The following is an 18596-nucleotide window of genomic DNA, read 5'->3' as shown; positions in this document are numbered from 1 at the left end:
GGCTCAGGGCAGATCGCTGGCCAGCGTGTCCCAGAACGCGGTCTCGTAGGAGTGCAGCAGGCGCGGAGCCCGGGCGATGTCCTCGGCGGATTCGCCCGCGGTGAGCCCGGCCGTCACGATGGCCAGGGCCTGGTCGGCGAAACCCGGCGGGGCGGCGCCGAAGAAGGTGAAGAAGGCGACCGCGTCCTCGGCGAGACCGTACTGCGTGCGCAGGGCGGAAGCCGTTCGCACGCAATAGTTTCCCCACTCCTCCAGATTCGCCAGCATGCCGAGGGCGACCTCGGCGGCGGTACCGTAGGCCGCGCGCTGCGCCAGATAGGCGGGATAGGACTGGGCCGCCGGATGCGGTTCGTAGGCGCGGAGATCCTTCTCGCCCATGCCGAGCGCGGCGGCGAAGTCGTGCAGCAGGGTGAAGGCCTGGCCCTCACCCTGCGCCAGTCCCAGAAAGAATTCGCCGGCCGGGGGTTCGGGGAACCGGGCGGCCAGCAGTGCGAAACTGCGGCGGTCACTGTCCACGATCCGGTACTCCTCCCCGGCCAGCCAGGTCAGCCGGGTACGCGGTACCCGGGCATGTTCCAGCAGGTCGAGGAAGCGATTCGGGGTCGCGGAAGCGGAGATGTCCTCGCGGGCGCGGGCGACCAACTCGGCTGCGGTGCGATCGGCCATGACTCCAGGGCAACACCGATCCCGTTCGGAGTCAATCGTTTTACCTCACGATCGAGCACTTGTCCGGGCAGCACCGGGCGTTCGCCGCAGCGGAATCAGGCTCGCGCCGGGGCGGCCGCGAGCCGAGCCGCGGCGGTATCGGGCTTGGCCGGGGCGATGCGCGGCAGGACCACGGTGAAGGTCGCACCCTGGCCGAGTTCACTGGTGACACTCACGGTGCCGCCGTGCGCCGCCACCAGGGCCTGAACGATGGAGAGGCCCAGGCCGCTGCCGCCGCTGGCACGGGTGCGGGAGGCGTCGGTGCGGTAGAAGCGCTCGAAGACCTTGGCCGTGGCCTCCTTCGACAGCCCGGGGCCCGCATCGATCACGTCGATGCGGACCTGCTGGGCGGACGGGGTGAGCCGCACCGTGATCGGCGTGCCGGGCGGCGTGTGGGTGACCGCATTGGCGAGCAGATTGGCCAGCACCTGTTGCAGGCGGGCGGCGTCGCCGATGACCTCCAGCGCGCCTTCGCCGTCGCGCACCTGCAGGCGCACGGGGTGATCGGCGCCCTCGTGCCGGGCCGAGAGCGCCTGGGCATTGTGCACGGCATCGCTGGCAATGGTCAGCAGGTCGACCGGGTCCTTGGCGATGGGCCGCTGCGCGTCCATGCGGGCCAGCATGAGCAGGTCCTCCACCAGCAGCGCCATCCGGCGGGCCTCGGCCTCGATGCGAGTCATGAGCATGGCCGGATCCTGGCTCGCGCCTTGCCGATACAGCTCGGCGAACCCGCGAATGGTGGTGAGCGGGGTCCGCAGTTCATGGCTGGCGTCGGCGACGAACTGCCGCATCTTGGCCTCGGAACGCAGCGCGTTCTCCTCGGACGCCTCGATGGCGGTCATACCGTGCTGGATCTGCGTCAGCATGGCATTGACCGACTGGGCGAGATGATCCACCTCGGTGTCGACATTGCGCACGGGCACCCGGCGGTTCAGATCACCGCCCGCGATGGCGGCCGCGGTCTCCTCCACCTGGCGCAGGGAACGCAGGCTGCGCCGCACCACGAAGTAGCCGCCGACCGCCAGCAGCAGCAGAGCCGAAGCGCCGCAGACGATTTCGAAGACGATCAGTTTGGAGACGGTCGCGCGGTTCTCGTCGAGCGACAGGCCGATGGTGGTCGAGCCGTATTGATTGCTGACGGTCAGGACCCGCCAGGAGCTGCCGCCGTCCTGGGACCGCACCGTCGCCTTACCGTGCGCGGGCAGTTCCGATCGGATCGGCGGCGATTGATTGCGGACGGGCCGTTCCAGGAACATCGTGCCGTCGGCGGTCTTGCGCATCTCGTAGTAGGGCAGCGGCTGATCGGCGGCATTATTGGGTTGTGGCGGCGGTGTGGAGGTCACATCGGCGGGCACCCAGGTGGTCGAATCGGATTGCTTCATCGGCCGGGGCTTGGCCCACGTGTTGACGGCCTGGGCAAGCTGCTCGTCGGTACGTTGGTCGAGAGAGTTCGACAAGGATTGTGTGATCGCGAATCCGCAGGCCAACAGCACGATGCCGGCCAGCGTCACCATTGCCACCACCAGCACGATGCGCAACGGGACAGCCGACACCCGTCGCCCGAGTCGCTGGTACACACTCACCACCCCGACATAATTACTCGGTTACCTGTTGACATCCTGCGAGGAAGTCTTGAGTCTGCTGCGGATCCGCTCGGAAAAGGGAGTGTGACATGCACGATTTGACCGGTAAGACCGTCCTCGTCACGGGCGCCGGCCGCGGCCTCGGCCTGGCGGTGGCCGAACTGGCCGTCCGATCGGGCGGCAACGTCATCCTCACCGACATTACGGGTGACGGGGTCGCCCTGGTCGAGCAGCTCGGCGGCACGGCCCGCTACCGGCATCTCGATGTCACCTCGGAACAGGATTGGCGCGACGCGACCGCCTACGCGCGGACCGAGTTCGGCGGCCTCGACGGACTGGTCAACAATGCCGGCATCGCGGCCAGCCAGTACCTGGAGAACGAGAGCCTCGAGCATTTCCGGCGGGTACTGGACGTCAACCTGGCCGGGGCGTTCCTCGGCATGAAGAGCGCGATCCCGGAGATGCGGCGGCGCGGCGGCGGCTCGATCGTCAATATGTCGTCCGTGGCCGGACTCATCGGGCTCGCCTGGAGCGGCAGTTACGGCGCGTCGAAATGGGGTGTGCGCGGCCTGTCCAAGATCGCGGCGGTGGAGTGCGGCGGCGATCGCATCCGCGTGAACTCGGTGCATCCGGGCGTCACCTACACACGCATGACCGCGGAGACCGGCATCCAGCGCGGCGACGGCAACTACCCCAGCGTCCCGATGGGCCGGGTCGGCGAGGTCGGCGAGATCGCGGGCGTGGTGGCATTCCTGTTGTCGGATGAGGCTTCCTACATCACCGGTGCGGAGATCGCGGTCGACGGCGGCTGGACCGGCGGCGCGATGACGAAGTGGCTCACGGAGAATCGGAAGTAGCCTCACTGCGGGAAGAAGCCCGGATCGGGTTCGCAGGTGATATCCGAGGCGGGCAGCGTGCCGTCCGCGAGATAGGTGTTGACGGCATCGTTCACGCACGGGCTCAGGTCCTTGCGGAAGGCCCCGTGAATCCGGGTGTCCGCCAAGGTGACCAGACGGGAACCCGTCAGATCACCGTGCAGCGCAACACCTTCCTGATACGCGGTGCGGGTGTCGTGGATCGTCGCGAGGATCAATGACGGCACGGCATTGCGCACTTCGGTGGGCGGTTCCACCGGGTCCGGCCAGAACGCGCACGCCGTGATGTTGTTGGCGAAGGCGCCGAACACCGGCTGGGTGGCGCGGGCCGCCTCGATATTCGGGTAATACCAGGCCGGATCGCGCGGCGCGGCCTTGTCACCGCAGATGACGGAGGCCATGCCGCCGGTCTCCAGCGGGGACGCGATGGTGATCTTCCGCTTCAGCGTCTCCATATCGAGCGGCCCGCCGGACACCCCGTCCGAGATCATCCTGACCACGGTCGCGAGGTTCGCGTTCTGCTGCGGATTCGCCAGCAGCGTCAGCAACATCATCGGCACCGTGTGCTCGTCCACCAGGTACATATCGTCGAAGATCGGATGGCCCGCGGCCTTACGGATCATGTCCTCGATGAAGGCGCGGACATCGGCGGCGGTGGCGCCGAAGTGGTAGTCGGCGTCGTGTTTCGCGGCCCAGGCCGCCCAGTCGTCGAGCGCGTACTCGTTGATCGGGCCCATGTCCTGGTACATGCCGATCCAGTAGCGGTCCGGGTCGATCGCGCTGTCCAGCACCATTCGATCACTGCGGTCCGGGAACATCTGCGTGTACACCGCACCCAGGTAGGTGCCGTAGGACGCGCCGTAGTAGTTCAGCTTCCGCTCGCCGAAGATGCCGCGGATGACATCCATATCGCGGGCGGTATTGCGGGTGGTGTCGTAGCGGGCCTTGTCCGCGTCCGGCGCAATGCATCCGGTGGCCAGCGCGGCCGCCAGCGCGGTATCGCGCGCATAACCGAACACGTCGAAGCCCGCCGAGAACAACATGGTGGGCACCGGCAGTGCGCAATTCACCTTGTCGGAGCGGCCGATACCGCGCGGATCCATGCCGATCAGGTCGTATTCGGCGCGCACCTGCGGTGACATGGTCGGCTGGACCATGGCCGTGTAATGCAGTCCGGAGGCGCCGGGACCGCCGGGATTGGTCAGCAGGATGCCGCGCCGGTGATCCGGATCGGTGGCCGCGATGCGGGAGATGGCCAGATTGATCGTGCGCCCGTCGGGCCGGCTGTAGTCCAGCGGCACTTGCACATTCGCGCACTGTGCACCGGCCTGATCCAGCAGCTGATCGTTGCAGGGTTGCCAGGCCGGGGTCTGGTGATAGAACCGATCCAGCCCGGATTGCTCATCGGCGTTCGCGATCGCGGGCATGGTCCGCGTGGCCACGGGCACGGTCACCGTGGCCGAAGCCAGCAGTGTCACACCGAAAACGAGCCGCCGAGCCCACCCCGCACGCATCGCATCTCCTCGCAGTCGACGTTCCGGGTGCGAAGGTTACCGGGTACCGGCAGGTAGTGGAGGGTGGTTCGCGGCGGATTCACCACAGCTGATCCCGGCCGCCGGCCACGGGCGGCGACGGACGCCGCCGCGGCGGCGGGGGTGCGGGCGGGGTACGTGGCGCGGGTGTCGGAGCCGTCATGAGGGCGCCGGAAACGCCGAAATCATAGGCGGATTCGGCGTGCTCGGCCTCGTCGATACCGGTGGCCTCGGCCTCGTATTCGACGCGGAAACCGATGAGCCGGTGGATGATCCAGCTCAGCACATAGGTGGCCGCGAAGGAATAGCTCATGACCGCCAGGGCCGCGATGGCCTGCCGCTCCAGCTGTGTCCAGCCACCGCCGTACAGCAGCCCGTTACCGCCCGCGGGATTCACCGAGCCATCGGCGAACAACCCGATGAGCAGCGTCCCGACCAGGCCGCCGACCAGATGCACGCCGACCACATCGAGCGAATCGTCGTAGCCGAAGGTGAATTTGAGGCTGACCGCGAGCGCACAGCACACGCCGGCGGCAATGCCGATCACCAGCGCGCCGATGGTGCCGACGAAGCCGCAGGCGGGCGTGATCGCCACCAGCCCGGCCACCGCGCCGGAACAGGCGCCCAGCGTGGTGGGCTTACCGTCGCGCAACTGCTCGACAATGATCCACGCCAGCGACGCCACCCCGGTCGCGATGGTGGTGTTGGTGAAGGCCAGCGCCGCGAGATCGCCTGCGGTCAGCGCCGATCCCGCATTGAACCCGTACCAGCCGAACCACAGCAGCGACGCGCCGAGCAGGGTGAACGGCACATTGTGCGGCCGCGGAATACTGCGCGGCCAGCCCTGCCGCCGGCCGATCACCAGCGCCACGGCCAGCGCCGCCGCACCGGCATTGATATGCACCGCGGTACCGCCGGCGAAGTCGAACGCCTTCAGCCGGTTCACGATCCAGCCGCCCACATCGGCGGAGTGACCCGACGCATCGGTATTCGTGAACCCGCTATCGCTGAAAACCCAATGCGCCACCGGGAAATACACCACCGTCGTCCAGGCGACGATGAAGACCATCCAAGCCCAGAAGCGGGTGCGTCCCGTAATGGCGCCCGATATCAGGGCGGTGGTGATGACGGCGAACATCAACTGGAACATCACGAACGCCATGGTCGGAATCTGATGTCCGGCAGGCCCGGACACCGTGCCCTGGGTCCGGCGCAACAGCGCATGCCCCAGCCCGCCCACCAGCCCCTGGAACGCATCATTGCCGAAGGCCTCGCTGTACCCGTACAGCAGCCACAGCGTCGACACCGCCCCCAGCGCGATGAAGTTCATCATCAGCATGTTCAGCACGCTCTTGCTGACCACCATGCCGCCGTAGAAGAAGGCCAGCCCCGGCGTCATCAACATGACCAGCGCCGCACTGGCGAGCACCCATGCGGTATCTCCCGAATTCACACTCGTACCTCTTATCCGTCGGGATTCGCGCACAGCATCGGGAACCGCTGTTTCGCGCAGGCGCTACGCGTGTTTCGGCGCGGTGAATTCGGAACCCGATCCACTGCACGCCCACCTCGCCCAGGTCACCGGCGTGCGCCGGGGCCCGGCGGAATACGCGGTGGCGGCGGCGTGGTTGTTGCCTGCAGTTGGGTACGCTCCGGCAGCGCTCGTCGACGAGCCGGTAGCGCTGATTCATGAGCCGTGAAGGAGATCCGGGATGCCTGCGAAATCCGAGGGATTCGGGACGACCGATCGGCGGGACGCGGCGTGAACGCCGCCTTCCAGCTGTTCGGAGAGCATGTGCTCTGGACCGACGCGATCGGGAACGTGCTCTCGCTGGCCGTGGTGTGGCTGGCCATGCGCAAGACGGTGTGGACCTGGCCCGTGCAATTGGCCGGTGCGCTGTTGCTGCTCGCGGCGTCGCTGCATGCGCATGTGCCAGGTAATGCGCTCAAGCAGATGCTGTTTCTCGTGCTGGCGGTCTACGGCTGGCTGGCCTGGACGCGCGGCACCCGGGACCACCGGGATCTGCTGGTGCGACCCGGCACTCGCCGGGAGCGGCTGACCCTGCTGGCGCTGCTCGTGGTCGGGACGGTCGGAGTGGCGGAACTGTTCGCGCACCTCTCGTGGCTGCATATCGCGTGGTCGCCGTGGGCCAATGCGTACGTGTTCGTCGGCAGCGCCATCGCGACGTTCGCGCAGAGCCGGGCGCTGGTGGACTTCTGGATCATCTGGATGCTGGTCGACCTCGTCGGTGTGCCGCTGGCGCTGAAATCCGGGCTCTATGCCTCGGGGGCGGTTTACGGAGTCTTCTTCCTGCTGGTGCTGCTGGGGTTCACCCGCTGGCGCCGCGAATACCGCACTCGGCGGGACGGTTTCGCGGTCACCGGGAACAACGCTGCGATCACGCACGACCAAGGCGGCCTATAGGTACGACCGGGGTCGGCCCGAGGACAGGACCGGCCGCAAGGTCAGTGGTGGCCGCCCGAATGCGAGGGCGCCTGCTGATTCTGTGCGGGCGCCTGTTGTGCGGGCACCTGCTGAGAGGTGGCCACGGGGCGCGGCCCGGTCGAGTCGGTGTGCGCGAAGCCGACCACCGCGCCGCCGAGGATGGCCAGCACCGCGGCAGCGGCCGCAACGCCCCACACGACGGGCTTGCGACGGCCCGGGCGTGCGCGGTCGGTGTCCATGGCCGGTGCCGGAGTGGGCTGGGCGGGAGCCGAGGACGGGCGGTGCGCCGCTGACGCCGGGCGCGGAGCGGCGGGCTTCGGCTGGGGTACAGCCGATTTCGGCTGGGAGGTCGCAGGCTTCGGCTGCGGAGCCGCCGATTGTGGCTGGGGCGCCAGGGGCTTGGGACGCGACACCGTCGTCGGCCTGGCGGCCGGTGCCGATTCCCCGGGACGCAGGACGCGGGCGGCGGCGTCGGAGCGCGGGCGAGGGCGGTCGTCGGGCCAGGGTCGGTCGTCGGAGCGCGGGCGGGCGCCGAACATGCGCGCGGCCAGCAGGGCGGCGCCACGTACCACTGTGTGACCGGGATCGGTGGCGTTGACGAGAGGGATATCGGTTGCGGCGGAAAGATTTTCGGTGAGCAGCGGGATCGCCGAGCTGCCACCGATCAGGACAATCGCGTCGATGGTGTGACCGGCCCGGATGGCGGCGTCGGCGGACTGGGTGATGCGCTGCACCGCCTGCCATACCGGTTCCGCGATCAGGGCTTCCAGCTCCGAGCGCACCAGGCGCAGATTCTCTTGCGCACCGGGCAGATTCACCTCGATCACGGCGGAGACATTGCTCGACAGCTGACGTTTGGCCTGTGCGATCCGGGTGCGCAGTTCGCGCAGACCGGTCCAGTTCCGGCGATCCGCGGCATCGAATCCGGGGTGGGTAACGGACAATTCGTCCAGGACGTGCTCGACGAGCAGGGCATCGACGAGGTCGCCGCCGAATTCGTGGCAGTGCACCGGCTGGTCGACGCGGACACTGGTGCTGGTCGCGGTCACCACGGTCAGGTCCATCCCCGATTTGCCGGCATTGCAGAGCAGGATCGTCGAGTCCGCGGCGATCTCGTCACCGGCCCGCAGGGCCGCGTAGGCAGCCTCGGCCTCATTGACGAGCTGGGCGCGAGTTTCATGCTGGGACAGTACTTCCCGCAATTCCAGGACGGCCTGTCCGGTCCATACGACGGGATGGGCGACGACGCCGGCCGTGCCTCCCAGCATGAGGTCGATCGAGGTGGCGACCAATTGCACGCCGGTGCGGGGAGTGCCATTGTCGGCGACGACCGGGACCGGGTCACCCACCCGGGTCGTGAAATCGCGGTATTCGCAATCGGAATCGGAATAATTGAATGTGCCGGCCGGTCTGCCCAATGATGCGCGGCTACCGGAATCGAAACGGATTACGGCGGGAATGCGGGTGCTACGCCGCTCATCGTTCGACGCGTGCACGAATGCGTCGGATCCGATGACAATTCCCAGCGCCCCTGTCATGTGGTGGCTCCATTCCGTGGGTTCGAGGCTGTTGCTCGTGCAGAAATATTAGGGACCGAGGCTGGGAGGACGCTGGGTCCCGACTGTGCGCTCACTGTCGGGGACGCTGCCGGCGGCATCCGTCAAAGGCACAGCGCGCTCAGAGCGTCTTGCCAGGTCCGAGCCCTAGCCTCCTTCTCACCTGCCCACGAAAAATGCGGCCCCGGTATCGAGAGGAAACTCAAATGGCTGTCGAAGCGGACACAAACGGTGCGGCCCAGTTCGGACCGATCGGCATTGGAATTGGCGGCGACGCTTTTCATGAAGCGCCCGTCGCGGAATTCGGAAACATCGGTGAGTCGGCGGTATCCGTTACCGTCTCCTCCGAAAATTCGAGTTTCGATGTCGCGCACCAGGATCGCAGCGCCATCGGCCTCAACGACCACGAATTCCAGCAGACCGGCGGCGAGTGGACCTCCGGCCGCCACGCCTTCCCCGAACCCCACTTCTCCCAGGACCAGCACTTCGAAGCCCGGACCGGCTTCGACGACCGTGAGCGCTTCGCCGACCACGAAAGGTTCAGCGGCCGAGAATCATTCGGCCAGCGCGACCACTTCGCCGACCAGTCCCGCTTCGACGACCACACCCACTTCGACAACCGCGGCGAATTCGACGCCCGCACAGGCTTCAACGAGCACGCAGGCTTCAACGAGCACGCAGGCTTCGATGAGCGCGGCGGCTTCGGCGAGCGCGGAGGCTTCGGCGAGCACGCGGGGTTCGGCGAGCGCGGAGGCTTCGGCGAGCACGCGGGGTTCGACGAGCGCGGTGGTTTCAACGAGCACGCGGGGTTCGATGAGCGTGGCGGTTTCGATGAGCGCGGTGGCTTCGGTGGTGAAGCCGGCCTCCACGGCCGCGGCGAGATCGGCGGCAACGACCGTCCCGGCGACCATTTCGGCAACGGCGACCACGACCGCGGCGGCCGCCCCAATCCCGGCGGCATAGATCGCCACGGCAATGGCGGCCGTCCCGGCGAGCACGGCGGCCAAGGTGAACACGGTCGGCCGGGCGAGCACGGTGGCCCCGACGGGCACAACGGTCCGGGCCAGCATGGTCGCCCGGGCGAACACGGTGGTCCTGGTGACCATGGCGGCCCCGGCCAGCATGGCGGTCCCGGCGAACACGGCGGCCCCGGCCAGCACGGTGGTCCTGGCGAGCATGGTGGTCCGGGTCAGCATGGTGGTTCGGGCGAACACGGTGGTCCTGGCGAGCATGGTGGTCCGGGTCAGCATGGTGGTCCGGGCGAACACGGTGGTCCTGGCGAGCATGGTGGTCCCGGTCAGCATGGCGGGCCTGGTGCTCCGGGACAGCACGGCGGCTCGGGTCAGCATGGGCAACCTGGCGGTCAGGGTGACCATGGTGGTTCGGGTCAGCATGGGCAGCCGGGTGGTTCGGGGCAACACGGGCAGCCTGGTGGTCAGCATGGGCAGCCCGGTGAGCATGGTGGTCCGGGGCAGCACGGTGGTCCCGGTCAGCATGGGGGTCCGGGTGAACATGGCGGACCTGGCCAGCACGGTGGTCCCGGTGGTCCGGGCCAGCATGGTGGGCCTGGCGAGCACGGTGGTCCGGGTCAGCATGGGCAGCCGGGCGGTCAGGGTGACCACGGTGGTTCGGGGCAACACGGGCAGCCGGGTGGTTCGGGGGAGCATGGGCAGCCCGGTGGGCATGGTGGTGTCGGTGGGCATGGGGATGGTGGAGGACATGTCGGGGGTGAGGTCGGCGCTGGTGTGGGAGTGGGGGCGCACGGTGACGGCGAAAGTGGGGCGCATGGCGGGGGGTTCGGGTCCTCGCTGTCGTCGGGTGGGGCGTTCGGGGTGTCGGGGGTTGGTGGCGGTGCTGCCGGGCTGAGCTCTGCCGGTGTGGGGGGAATTCATGCGGGGCAAGGGGTTTCGGTTGGACTCACCTCCGGGGCGGGTGCCTCCGGTGCGGCTGGTTTGAACGCTGGTGTCTCGAACGGCGCCGGCCTGAATGCAGGCATTTCCAATGGGGTTGGCCTGAATTCGGGCATTTCGAACGGTGCCGGCCTGAATGCGGGCGTGTCTAACGGGGCTGGTTTGAACGCGGGCGTTTCGAATGCGGGCGGGTTCAATGCCGGTGTTTCGAATGTGGCGGCCTCGAATGCCGCTGTGTCCAATGCGGCTGCCGCGAATGTGGCGGTGGCCAATGTGGCGCCGGTGGCGGTGACGCCGGTGTCTGCGGCAGTGCAATCCAATATTGGGGCGCAACCGATTTCGGACACGGTGGTCAAGGCGGCGGCCGCGCCGGCGCCTGGTGCGGTGGCGAATTCGCTGGCGCTGACCAGTGGTTCGGTGCATCCGGTGGCGGTTGCGCCGACGGCTGATCTGGGTGGGTTGGGGACTGCCTCGCTGGGGGCCTCGACGACTGCCGGGGCGGATGCGGCTGGGTCGCTTGCGCATTCGGCCGTGCCGGGCACGGTTGCGGCGGGTGGTACTGCTTTGACCACTGCGCCTGGCGCCGCCGCGGCTGTCGGTGGGGCTACGACGGTTGCTCCCTCGGCGGGCGGCGTTGCCACGGTGGCGCCTTCGGCGGGTGGTGCGGTTGCGCCGTCGGCGAGCTTGCCGGCGGATCCGACCTCGCATGTGTCGGCTACCGCGCCGACCGCGGATTCGACCACACATGTGCCCGCTACCGCGCCGACGGCGGACGTAGGCGGGACCGCGGGTGGTGCGACTACCGCTGGTGGCGCAGCCACATTGGGTGCGGGAACATCCCCGGGGGCCGATGCTGGTTCGACCACGCATGTGGCTACCACCGCCCCGGCCACTACGGCTCCGACCGCCGATCTGGGCGGTACGTCGGGTGCGGGGGCCAGTGCGGGTTCGGATGTGCATGCGAGTACGAATGCCGGTGCGTTGTTGTCCAGTAGTGCGCCCGCGCCGGCCGCCGCGCCGGTGACCACTCCGGATACCTCGCATGCGGTGACGAGTTCCGTTGCTCCGGCGGCGGCTCCGGTCACCACTGCGCCGGCCGCCGTGACGACGGTTCCCGACCACTCCGTCGCGGCTGCGACCGCGCAGCCGGTGGATCTCACCACGACGGATTCGGGGACGGTCGATCACAGTGGCCTGTCGGCAGGCACGGCCGGTTTGTCGACGGGGTTGACGTCCGACGCCGGAAGCACGTTGTCGCACAGTGCCACCGACACCTCGCATGCGGTGACGACCACCGACGTGCACCACTGATCCACTCCTGAACGGTCCGCCGCGCCCCGTCCCCGGCGCGGCGGACCACCCCGAAACATCCACTCTTGCATCGAAGGAGCAGCAAGTGACCGCCTCCAGCACGGTCTTCGCGGCGAAGGCCACCGCGGCGACCGATTCCATGACCACACTGCTGGACGAGCTGCGGTCGGTGACCGATGGTCTCGGCCGGGCCGACCTGTCGAACCGGCTGATGTCGGCCCGGCAGCGGATCACCGATGCCCGCTTGCGCATCGTCGTCACCGGCGAATCCAAGAAGGGCATCAGTTCCATTGTGAACGCGCTGGTCGCGGCGGATGTCTGCCCGACCGCGGGCCCGCAGGGGCGGGGGCCCGGGCACGGCCCGATCGTCATCGAGTTCGGTGAATCGCGGTCCCGCGGCACTGCCCGGCCGGGCGAGCCGGCCGAGGTCACGCTGCCCGCCCCGCTGCTGGCGGACGGTATCGTGCTCATCGATACGCCCGGTGTGACCGGCGCCGATTCCCGTCAGGCCACGGCGCTGCTGGAATTGCTGCCCACCGCGGACGCGGTGCTGTTCGTCTCGGATGCCAGTCAGGAGTACACGGCGCCGGAAATCCGTTTCCTGCAACAGATTCACCAGTTGTGCCCGATGGTCGCCTGCGTGCTCAACAAGATCGACAGTTATGTGCGGTGGGCCGATATCCAGAAGGCCGATCGCAAGCACCTCACCGATGCCGGTCTCGGTCTGCCCATCCTGCCGGTCTCGGCGGCCATGCACATGATGTCGAGCCGGTTGGACGATCCCGCGCTCGAAATCGAGTCCGGCATGCCGCAATTGGTCGATTTCATCCGCACCCACATTGTGGCGCGGGCCGATGCGGTGGTCCGCGACTCGTTCGCCAATGATGTCCGTGTCGTCTCCGATCATGTTGCGCTGACCCTGAATTCGGAACTCATGGCCTTGCAGGACCCGGCCCGCAGCGCGGAACTGATCGAGCGGATCCGCGGCGCCCGCGATGCCGCCGAGGCGCTGCGCAAGCGCACCGCCAACTGGCAGTACGTGCTGGGTGACGGCATCACCGAACTGACCGTGGCGGTCGATCACGATCTGCGGAATCGCTTGCGGGCCTTGATCCGTGAGACCGATGAGGAGATCACGAAGACCGATCCGGCCCGGCAGTGGGAGGCCTTCTCGAAGCGGCTCGACGACCGGATCGCGGAGGAGGTCAACGATAATTTCGTGCTGGCGCACAAACTTTCGATCGAACTGTCCACCAAGGTCGCCGAGAAGTTCGCCGAGGACGGCCGCACCCGGCTGCCGTCCCTGCCAGGTTCGGGCGCGGGCACGGTGTCCGAGCAGTGGGGGACCCTCGAAGCGCTGGAGAGCGGCCGCGCCGGCGTCATCCAGCGCACCATCACCAGCCTCCGCGGCTCCTACGGTGGTGTGCTGATGGTGGGCCTGGCCACCAGCCTGCTCGGACTGGCGCTGGTCAATCCGTGGTCCATCGGTGCCGGATTGCTGCTGGGCGCCAATACCTTCCGGGAGGATCACAAGTCGCTGAAGGCGCGCCGCAAGGCCGAGGCCAAACTCGCGGTGGCGAGGCTCATGGACGAGGTCGTCTTCCAGGTCAATGACGAATCCAAGCAGCGCCTGCGGGAGGTGCAGCGCATCCTGCGCGACCACTTCACCGAACTCGCCGAGGAGATGCTGCGTTCGGCCAATGAAGCCCTGCTGGCGGCGCAGGAGGCCGGTAATCTGCACGACAGTCAGCGCAACGAACGGATCGGGCAGCTCGCCGCGACCGCCGATCGGCTGCGTGAGCTGCGTGTACAGGCCGGGACGCTGGCCCTCACTCCGGGAGGCGCGTAATGCCAGGTCGGGAACTCGCCGAGGCGCGGCGGCTGATTCATGCCGCGCGCCGGGAGGTCGATCCGCGGTCCGAGTGGTCCGCGGAACTGGCCGCCTGCGAGCGCCGGCTCGACGAGCCCTTGCGGGTGGCGTTGGCAGGCACCCTGAAATCCGGTAAGTCGACACTGCTCAACGCCTTGATCGGCGATGAGATCGCCCCGACCGATGCGACCGAGTGCACCCGGGTGGTCACCTGGTTCCAGCAGGCGGCCGCGCCGCGCATCGATCTGGTCGCGCGCGGGCAGCAGCGCCGGCTTCCGGTACTGCGCACCGACGGTCATCTCACCCTGGATCTGGGGGTGCCCGCCGATGCGGTGGAGCGCCTGACCGTGAGCTGGCCGTCGTCCCTGTTGAACGACTACACAGTCATCGACACCCCCGGTACCTCGTCGAACTCGCGTGATGTCTCCGAACGCACCCTCGCCCTGCTGGCGCCCGAGGACGGCCCGTGTGAAGCCGACGCCGTCGTCTATCTGATGCGCGACCTGCGGGACGCCGATGTGCAACTGCTGCAGTCCATTCACCATCAGATGACCATCGGCGCCGGTCCGCTGGGCGTGCTCGGCGTCCTGTCCCGCGCGGATGAGATCGACGGCGGGCGCGGGGATTCGCTGGACGCGGCGTACCGGGTCAGCGCGGCGCTCGCGGAGGCGCCGGAACTGCGCGGCCTGCATCAGAGCTTCCTGCCGGTATCGGGCCTGCTGGCGTTGCGCGGTCAGACCTTGCGGCAGAGCGAGTTCCTGGCCTTGCGGTCGCTGGCGTCGCTGCCGCCGGGCGCGCTGGATGCCGCCCTGATCTCGGTGGCGCGCTTCACCGCCCCCGAGGCCCCGCTACCGGTGCCGGCCGGGGAGCGCCGCCTTCTCGTCGAGGCGTTCGGCCTGTTCGGTATTCGCCTGGCGGTCTCGATGATTCGAGCGGGCTGTGCCGATGCCCCGGCCTTGTCGGCCGAGCTGGTGCGCCGCAGCGGTCTCGGCGATCTGCGCCGCACCATCAATATTCGCTTCGGTGAACGCAATGAACAGCTGCGGGCGTATTCGGCGTTGTCGCGGCTGGCGCACATCCTGAACCGCTACCGGTCGACGGCGACCGTGGAACTGTCGCGGCAGGTGGCCCGCAGCCTCGCGGATACGCACACGTTCGCCGAACTGCGGCTGCTGTCGACGATTCGCGCCAACCGGCTGAGCGAGCCGGATCGGGCGCGCGCCGCCCGGATCCTCGGTGGGGAAGGCATTGCCCCGCAACGGCGTCTCGGGCTCCCCGCCGAGGCGAGCCGCGCCGAATGCCGTGCCGTGGCATTGCAGGCAATCCGCCACTGGCGCGGCCAACTCGACAATCCGCTGCTGGATCCGCTGACCGCGGCTACGTGCCGCGCCGCCGCCCGCAGCTGCGAAACCATTATCGCCGCGGGTAATTGACCGCGGTGCGGGTGACGGCCCTGGTCAGCCGGATCATGGTGTTGGCAGGCTGCTCGGCGAGGTCGACATTCGGCTGCCCGTAGTGGAAGACGCCGTGGTCGACGAGGCTCGGCAGCCGTGGTTCGGCGAGGCTCTCCGCCGCGAAGGCATAGAGTGCGTCGACTTTCGGGAGGATCAACCCGTAGTCGATGACGCGGGCCGTCCGGCCCTCGCCTCCGAGGATCTCCGCTATCGAGGTGCCGTGCAACGGATATTGCTGCGGGAACACATTGCGCAGGTCCAGGAACAGCGATACCGAGCCGCCGCGCGGATCGGCCACGCGCGGGCCCAGCCCGCCGAAGCGGCCGAGCGCGAGCCGGGGCCGCTCGAGCAGCGCATGGGTGAACAGCACGCGCGCCAGCGTCACGTTGATGAGGAAGCGTTCGGTGTCCAGTTCGGCGTGGACCAGGGCCTCGTTGTCGAGGTAACCCGCCACCACACTGTGATTGTGGGCCCGATACCAGGTGACCGGGGTCGGCGCGCGCAGGAACTCGAGCCAGGCTTGCGCCGACGGCGTCGACGCGGACCCGCCGCCGGTGTGCAGTAGCCGGGCTTCCAGCTTGTCGGTCAGCAGTCGATCGTTGATCGCCCGCCACCAGGGGCTGCCGGTATCGGGATCCAGCACCCCGCGGCTCAGTTCCCAACGCAGAAAGGTCGATTCGGCCCGGCCGAAGGCGGCCAGCGGCGCGGGATAGCATTCCGCGGTCAGCCGCAGCCGCTGATCCGGTTGCACGACAATGTTTTCCACTTGTCGTCTGGCGATATCGCGTGTCCGAGCGGTATTCATCCGATCCGGGGCTCCCAGCGGCTTCGGAAAGTGACCACTCCAGTAGACGCCCGATCCGCCCCGGATATCCAGGTGGTATTGCTTACCCGCGTGCGGCCGGTATCGCTTACCCGCGTGCCGCGGCGACGAATTCCCGCATGCGGCCGTGGTCCTTCACGCCGCGGGTCGATTCGACTCCACTGGAAACGTCCACGCCCCAGGGCCGCGCGGCCTCGATGGCCTCGGCCACATTGTCCGGGGCCAGTCCGCCCGCGAGCAGCCACTGCCCGGTCGGCCTCGCGGTGTGCAGTGCGCTGAGATCCCAGCGGGCGCCGGACCCGGCGACCGGGGAGTCGAGCAGCAGCCACTCCTCGCCCCACGCACCGGTCCGCACCTCCGTGTCCGCGGTGAGCGAGGTCGCCCGCAGCAACCGCAATTCGGCCAACCCCTCGAAGGCCGACTGCGGATACGAGCCGTGCAGCTGCAGTGCGTCCACCCCGGCCGCGCGGGCCAGCGCACCCGCCTCGGCCGCGGGAATGCCATGTACGACACCGACGGACAGCACGCCGGGCGGCACGCCCCGCAACAGCTCCCGGACGGTTTCGATCGGCACCTGCCGCGGGCTGGTGGTGAACACGAACCCGACCGCATCGGCGCCGGCGTCGACGGCGGTGGCCACATCCTGCTCGGTGCGCAGGCCGCACAGCTTCACGAACATACCGACAGGGTGTCATGACCGGTTCCGCGTCAGGGGACGGGGACGGGCATCACCGGTTCGTGGACGTGCAGGGCGAGCGGGTCCGCGTAGAGCTCGTCGATCCGTGCCGAGTATTTCGCCGTGACCGGTTTGCGGCGCAATTTCATGGTCAGCGTGATCTCCTCTCCTCCGGGCTCCCAGAAGGTCGGCAGGATGTGGAAGCGTTTGATCTGCTCGACCCGTGACAGCGTCGAATTGCCTTCGGCCACCGCGGCGGCGACCGCGGCGACGACACCCGGGTCGACGGCGAGCACCACCGGATCCGGGACGAGCCCGGTGCGGGTGGCGTGGGCGGTGGCGGCATCGGCGTCCAGCACGATGAGCGCGGTGTTGTAGGGCCGGCCGTCGCCGATCGCGATAATGGATCCGATGAGCGGAGTCGTTGCGCCTACGGCGTTTTCGATGCTCGTCGGCGACATGTTCTTGCCCGCCGCATTGATGATGAGTTCCTTCTTGCGGTCGACTATGCGCAGATGACCGTCCGCGTCCTCGGTGAAGACATCGCCGGTGTGCAGCCAGCCCTGGGCGTCGACGGTTTCGGCGGTGTGCGCGCGGTCGCTGCGATAGCCGTGCATGACCAGCGGACCGCGGACCAGCAGTTCGCCATCCGCGGCGATCGTCGATTCCATGCCCGGCAACAGTTTCCCGACCGAACCCAGCCGGCGGTCCCGCGGATGGCTGACCGCGCCGATGAAGCTCAATTCCGACATGCCCCAGGCCTCCGCGATCGGCACCCCGAGCGCGGTGAAGAACGCCAAGGTGGCGGGCGGGGTCGGGGCCGCGCCGGACAGGGCCCAGCGCACCTGATCGAGCCCGGCCCGCTCACGCAGTTTCACCAGGACGAGTTCATCCGCGCGGGCCCACTCCGCGGCCAATCCCGCAGGCATGGTCCCACCGGCCAACTCGAGCGCCGCCCGCTGTTTCACCACGCCCATGGCCCACCGCAGAGCCATCCGCTTCACCTGGTCGGGTTCGTGCGCGACGCCGAATTCGATGGCGGCCCGCAGTTTCTCCCAGACCCGTGGCACCGCACCCCAGATGGTCGGGCGGGTGTCGGGCAGCGCGGCCGCTATGCCGCTCGGTTCCGCCACCACCGTCACCTGGGTGCCGAAGATCTGCTGGATGTACAGCCCGGTGAAGCGATCGGCGATATGCGCCGACGGCAGGAAGGACGTCATGCGGTCGCCGAAGCGGATGTCGAGCACCTCGGTGAGGGCGGATGCCTGGAACATCAGGTTGGCGTGCGTGGTCTCCACACCCTTGGGCGCGCCGGTGCTGCCGGAGGTGTAGATCAGCGTCGCGATATCGTCGGGCCGCACCGCACGCCAGGCCGCGTCGAAATCGAAATCCGCTGCGCCCCCGGCGATCAGCTCGTCGAGCCCGAGCGTGCCTGCAGGCGTGCCGTCGAGGCAGATCAATCGGTCGATCGCGGCGCCACTGTCGCGCACCCGCTCGGCGAAGCTAGCTTCGCAGATCACCACGCGCGCACCGGAATTGCCGAGCACATAGCCGAGTTGTGCGGGAGCGAGCGTGTTGTACACCGAGAACACCGTCGCGCCGAGGTGTTGTGCGGCAACATCGATCGGATAGAACTCGATGCGATTGGTCAGCATCAGAGCGATCGTGTCGCCGGGGGAAATGCCCAGGGCGGCCAGGCCCGCCGCGATGTCTCGCACCTGCTCGGAGTATCGGCGCCAGGTGAGAGTGACGGTGTCGCCGGGGGTGCGCAGGGCGACCGCGTCCGGGGCGATGGCGGCGGTGTGCTGGAAGGCCGCGCACAGGGTCGGCAAGTCGGTGCCGTTCATCAGGTGAT

16 protein-coding genes are annotated in these 18596 nt (G+C 68.4%); 6 read left to right on the top strand and 10 right to left on the bottom strand.

Annotation, left to right across the window (positions count from 1 at the left end; translation table 11 throughout):
• Positions 1-3 precede the first annotated feature (3 nt).
• Positions 4-666 (bottom strand): hypothetical protein, encoded by a 663-nt coding sequence (locus ACIP5Y_RS08075; RefSeq protein WP_400348621.1) that lies wholly within the window; start codon positions 664-666, stop codon positions 4-6.
• A 95-nt stretch (positions 667-761) separates the two neighbouring features.
• On the bottom strand, positions 762-2219 hold the full coding sequence (locus tag ACIP5Y_RS08070; protein ID WP_400349186.1) for a sensor histidine kinase: 1458 nt from the start codon (positions 2217-2219) through the stop codon (positions 762-764).
• A 158-nt stretch (positions 2220-2377) separates the two neighbouring features.
• Between ACIP5Y_RS08070 and ACIP5Y_RS08065 the strand changes: the two genes are divergently transcribed.
• Entirely contained in the window at positions 2378-3145 is a 768-nt protein-coding gene (locus tag ACIP5Y_RS08065) for a glucose 1-dehydrogenase (RefSeq protein ID WP_400348619.1), read from the top strand.
• Positions 3146-3147: 2 nt separating this feature from the next.
• On the opposite strand, the gene ACIP5Y_RS08060 is transcribed toward ACIP5Y_RS08065, so the two are convergent.
• Together ACIP5Y_RS08060 and ACIP5Y_RS08055 are read right to left on the bottom strand one after the other, a co-directional pair.
• A complete protein-coding gene (locus tag ACIP5Y_RS08060; RefSeq protein ID WP_400348617.1) occupies positions 3148-4677 on the bottom strand; it encodes an alpha/beta fold hydrolase in 1530 nt (509 codons plus the stop codon).
• A 79-nt stretch (positions 4678-4756) separates the two neighbouring features.
• Positions 4757-6148, bottom strand: a complete 1392-nt coding sequence (locus ACIP5Y_RS08055) for an ammonium transporter (protein ID WP_400348615.1) — start codon at positions 6146-6148, stop codon at positions 4757-4759.
• An 82-nt stretch (positions 6149-6230) separates the two neighbouring features.
• On the opposite strand from ACIP5Y_RS08055, the gene ACIP5Y_RS08050 reads away from it, so the two are divergent.
• A complete protein-coding gene (locus ACIP5Y_RS08050; protein ID WP_400348614.1) occupies positions 6231-6395 on the top strand; it encodes a hypothetical protein in 165 nt (54 codons plus the stop codon).
• Positions 6392-7120, top strand: coding sequence for a nicotinamide riboside transporter PnuC (gene pnuC, locus ACIP5Y_RS08045; protein ID WP_400348613.1), 729 nt, complete (start codon positions 6392-6394; stop codon positions 7118-7120). The genes ACIP5Y_RS08050 and pnuC overlap by 4 nt, the downstream gene beginning before the upstream one ends.
• A gap of 41 nt (positions 7121-7161) precedes the next feature.
• On the opposite strand, the gene ACIP5Y_RS08040 is transcribed toward pnuC, so the two are convergent.
• From ACIP5Y_RS08040 to ACIP5Y_RS08030, 3 genes are all read right to left on the bottom strand, one after another.
• A complete protein-coding gene (locus ACIP5Y_RS08040; protein ID WP_400348611.1) occupies positions 7162-8679 on the bottom strand; it encodes an Hsp70 family protein in 1518 nt (505 codons plus the stop codon).
• Positions 8680-8801: 122 nt separating this feature from the next.
• Complete coding sequence (locus ACIP5Y_RS08035) at positions 8802-9230, bottom strand: hypothetical protein (protein WP_400348610.1); 429 nt, start codon at positions 9228-9230, stop codon at positions 8802-8804.
• Positions 9231-9251: 21 nt separating this feature from the next.
• Positions 9252-10484 carry a hypothetical protein gene (locus tag ACIP5Y_RS08030; protein WP_400348609.1) on the bottom strand — a complete coding sequence of 411 codons (1233 nt, stop codon included), beginning with the start codon at positions 10482-10484 and terminating at the stop codon, positions 9252-9254.
• A gap of 267 nt (positions 10485-10751) precedes the next feature.
• Between ACIP5Y_RS08030 and ACIP5Y_RS08025 the strand changes: the two genes are divergently transcribed.
• The 3 genes from ACIP5Y_RS08025 to ACIP5Y_RS08015 all read left to right on the top strand — a co-directional run bounded on the left by ACIP5Y_RS08025 (position 10752) and on the right by ACIP5Y_RS08015 (position 15221).
• Positions 10752-11918, top strand: a complete 1167-nt coding sequence (locus tag ACIP5Y_RS08025; RefSeq protein WP_400348608.1) for a hypothetical protein — start codon at positions 10752-10754, stop codon at positions 11916-11918.
• Between the two features lie 85 nt (positions 11919-12003).
• A complete protein-coding gene (locus ACIP5Y_RS08020) occupies positions 12004-13767 on the top strand; it encodes a dynamin family protein (RefSeq protein WP_400348607.1) in 1764 nt (587 codons plus the stop codon).
• Positions 13767-15221: a dynamin family protein gene (locus ACIP5Y_RS08015; protein WP_400348605.1), complete on the top strand. Its 1455-nt coding sequence runs from the start codon at positions 13767-13769 to the stop codon at positions 15219-15221. Before ACIP5Y_RS08020 ends, ACIP5Y_RS08015 begins: the two co-directional genes overlap by 1 nt.
• Here the strand turns inward: ACIP5Y_RS08015 and ACIP5Y_RS08010 are convergent.
• The 3 genes from ACIP5Y_RS08010 to fadD11 form a co-directional block, all read right to left on the bottom strand.
• Positions 15202-15993, bottom strand: a complete 792-nt coding sequence (locus ACIP5Y_RS08010) for a hypothetical protein (protein ID WP_400348603.1) — start codon at positions 15991-15993, stop codon at positions 15202-15204. The two genes, ACIP5Y_RS08015 and ACIP5Y_RS08010, sit on opposite strands and share 20 nt — an antisense overlap.
• Before the next feature lie 160 nt (positions 15994-16153).
• Positions 16154-16744 carry a phosphoribosylanthranilate isomerase gene (locus ACIP5Y_RS08005; protein ID WP_400348602.1) on the bottom strand — a complete coding sequence of 197 codons (591 nt, stop codon included), beginning with the start codon at positions 16742-16744 and terminating at the stop codon, positions 16154-16156.
• Positions 16745-16773: 29 nt separating this feature from the next.
• The gene (fadD11, locus tag ACIP5Y_RS08000; protein ID WP_400348601.1) at positions 16774-18588 is read right to left on the bottom strand and encodes a fatty acid--CoA ligase FadD11; all 1815 of its coding nucleotides are present in this window, start codon (positions 18586-18588) and stop codon (positions 16774-16776) included.
• Positions 18589-18596: the final 8 nt, after the last annotated feature.

Source organism: Nocardia sp. NPDC088792 (assembly GCF_044750615.1).
GTDB lineage: Bacteria > Actinomycetota > Actinomycetes > Mycobacteriales > Mycobacteriaceae > Nocardia.
Note: the sequence above shows the minus strand (reverse complement) of the source record. Positions and strands in the feature narration are given on the sequence as shown.

Bases quoted from the DNA above. Each gene is read 5' to 3' on its own strand.
- ACIP5Y_RS08040 (WP_400348611.1), bottom strand. From the start codon at position 8,679: ATGACAGGGGCGCTGGGAATTGTCATCGGATCCGACGCATTCGTGCAC.
- ACIP5Y_RS08065 (WP_400348619.1), top strand. From the start codon at position 2,378: ATGCACGATTTGACCGGTAAGACCGTCCTCGTCACGGGCGCCGGCCGC.
- ACIP5Y_RS08030 (WP_400348609.1), bottom strand. From the start codon at position 10,484: ATGCGCCCCACTTTCGCCGTCACCGTGCGCCCCCACTCCCACACCAGC.
- ACIP5Y_RS08060 (WP_400348617.1), bottom strand. From the start codon at position 4,677: ATGCGTGCGGGGTGGGCTCGGCGGCTCGTTTTCGGTGTGACACTGCTG.
- ACIP5Y_RS08005 (WP_400348602.1), bottom strand. From the start codon at position 16,744: ATGTTCGTGAAGCTGTGCGGCCTGCGCACCGAGCAGGATGTGGCCACC.
- ACIP5Y_RS08070 (WP_400349186.1), bottom strand. From the start codon at position 2,219: ATGGTGACGCTGGCCGGCATCGTGCTGTTGGCCTGCGGATTCGCGATC.
- ACIP5Y_RS08015 (WP_400348605.1), top strand. From the start codon at position 13,767: ATGCCAGGTCGGGAACTCGCCGAGGCGCGGCGGCTGATTCATGCCGCG.
- fadD11 (WP_400348601.1), bottom strand. From the start codon at position 18,588: ATGAACGGCACCGACTTGCCGACCCTGTGCGCGGCCTTCCAGCACACC.
- ACIP5Y_RS08075 (WP_400348621.1), bottom strand. From the start codon at position 666: ATGGCCGATCGCACCGCAGCCGAGTTGGTCGCCCGCGCCCGCGAGGAC.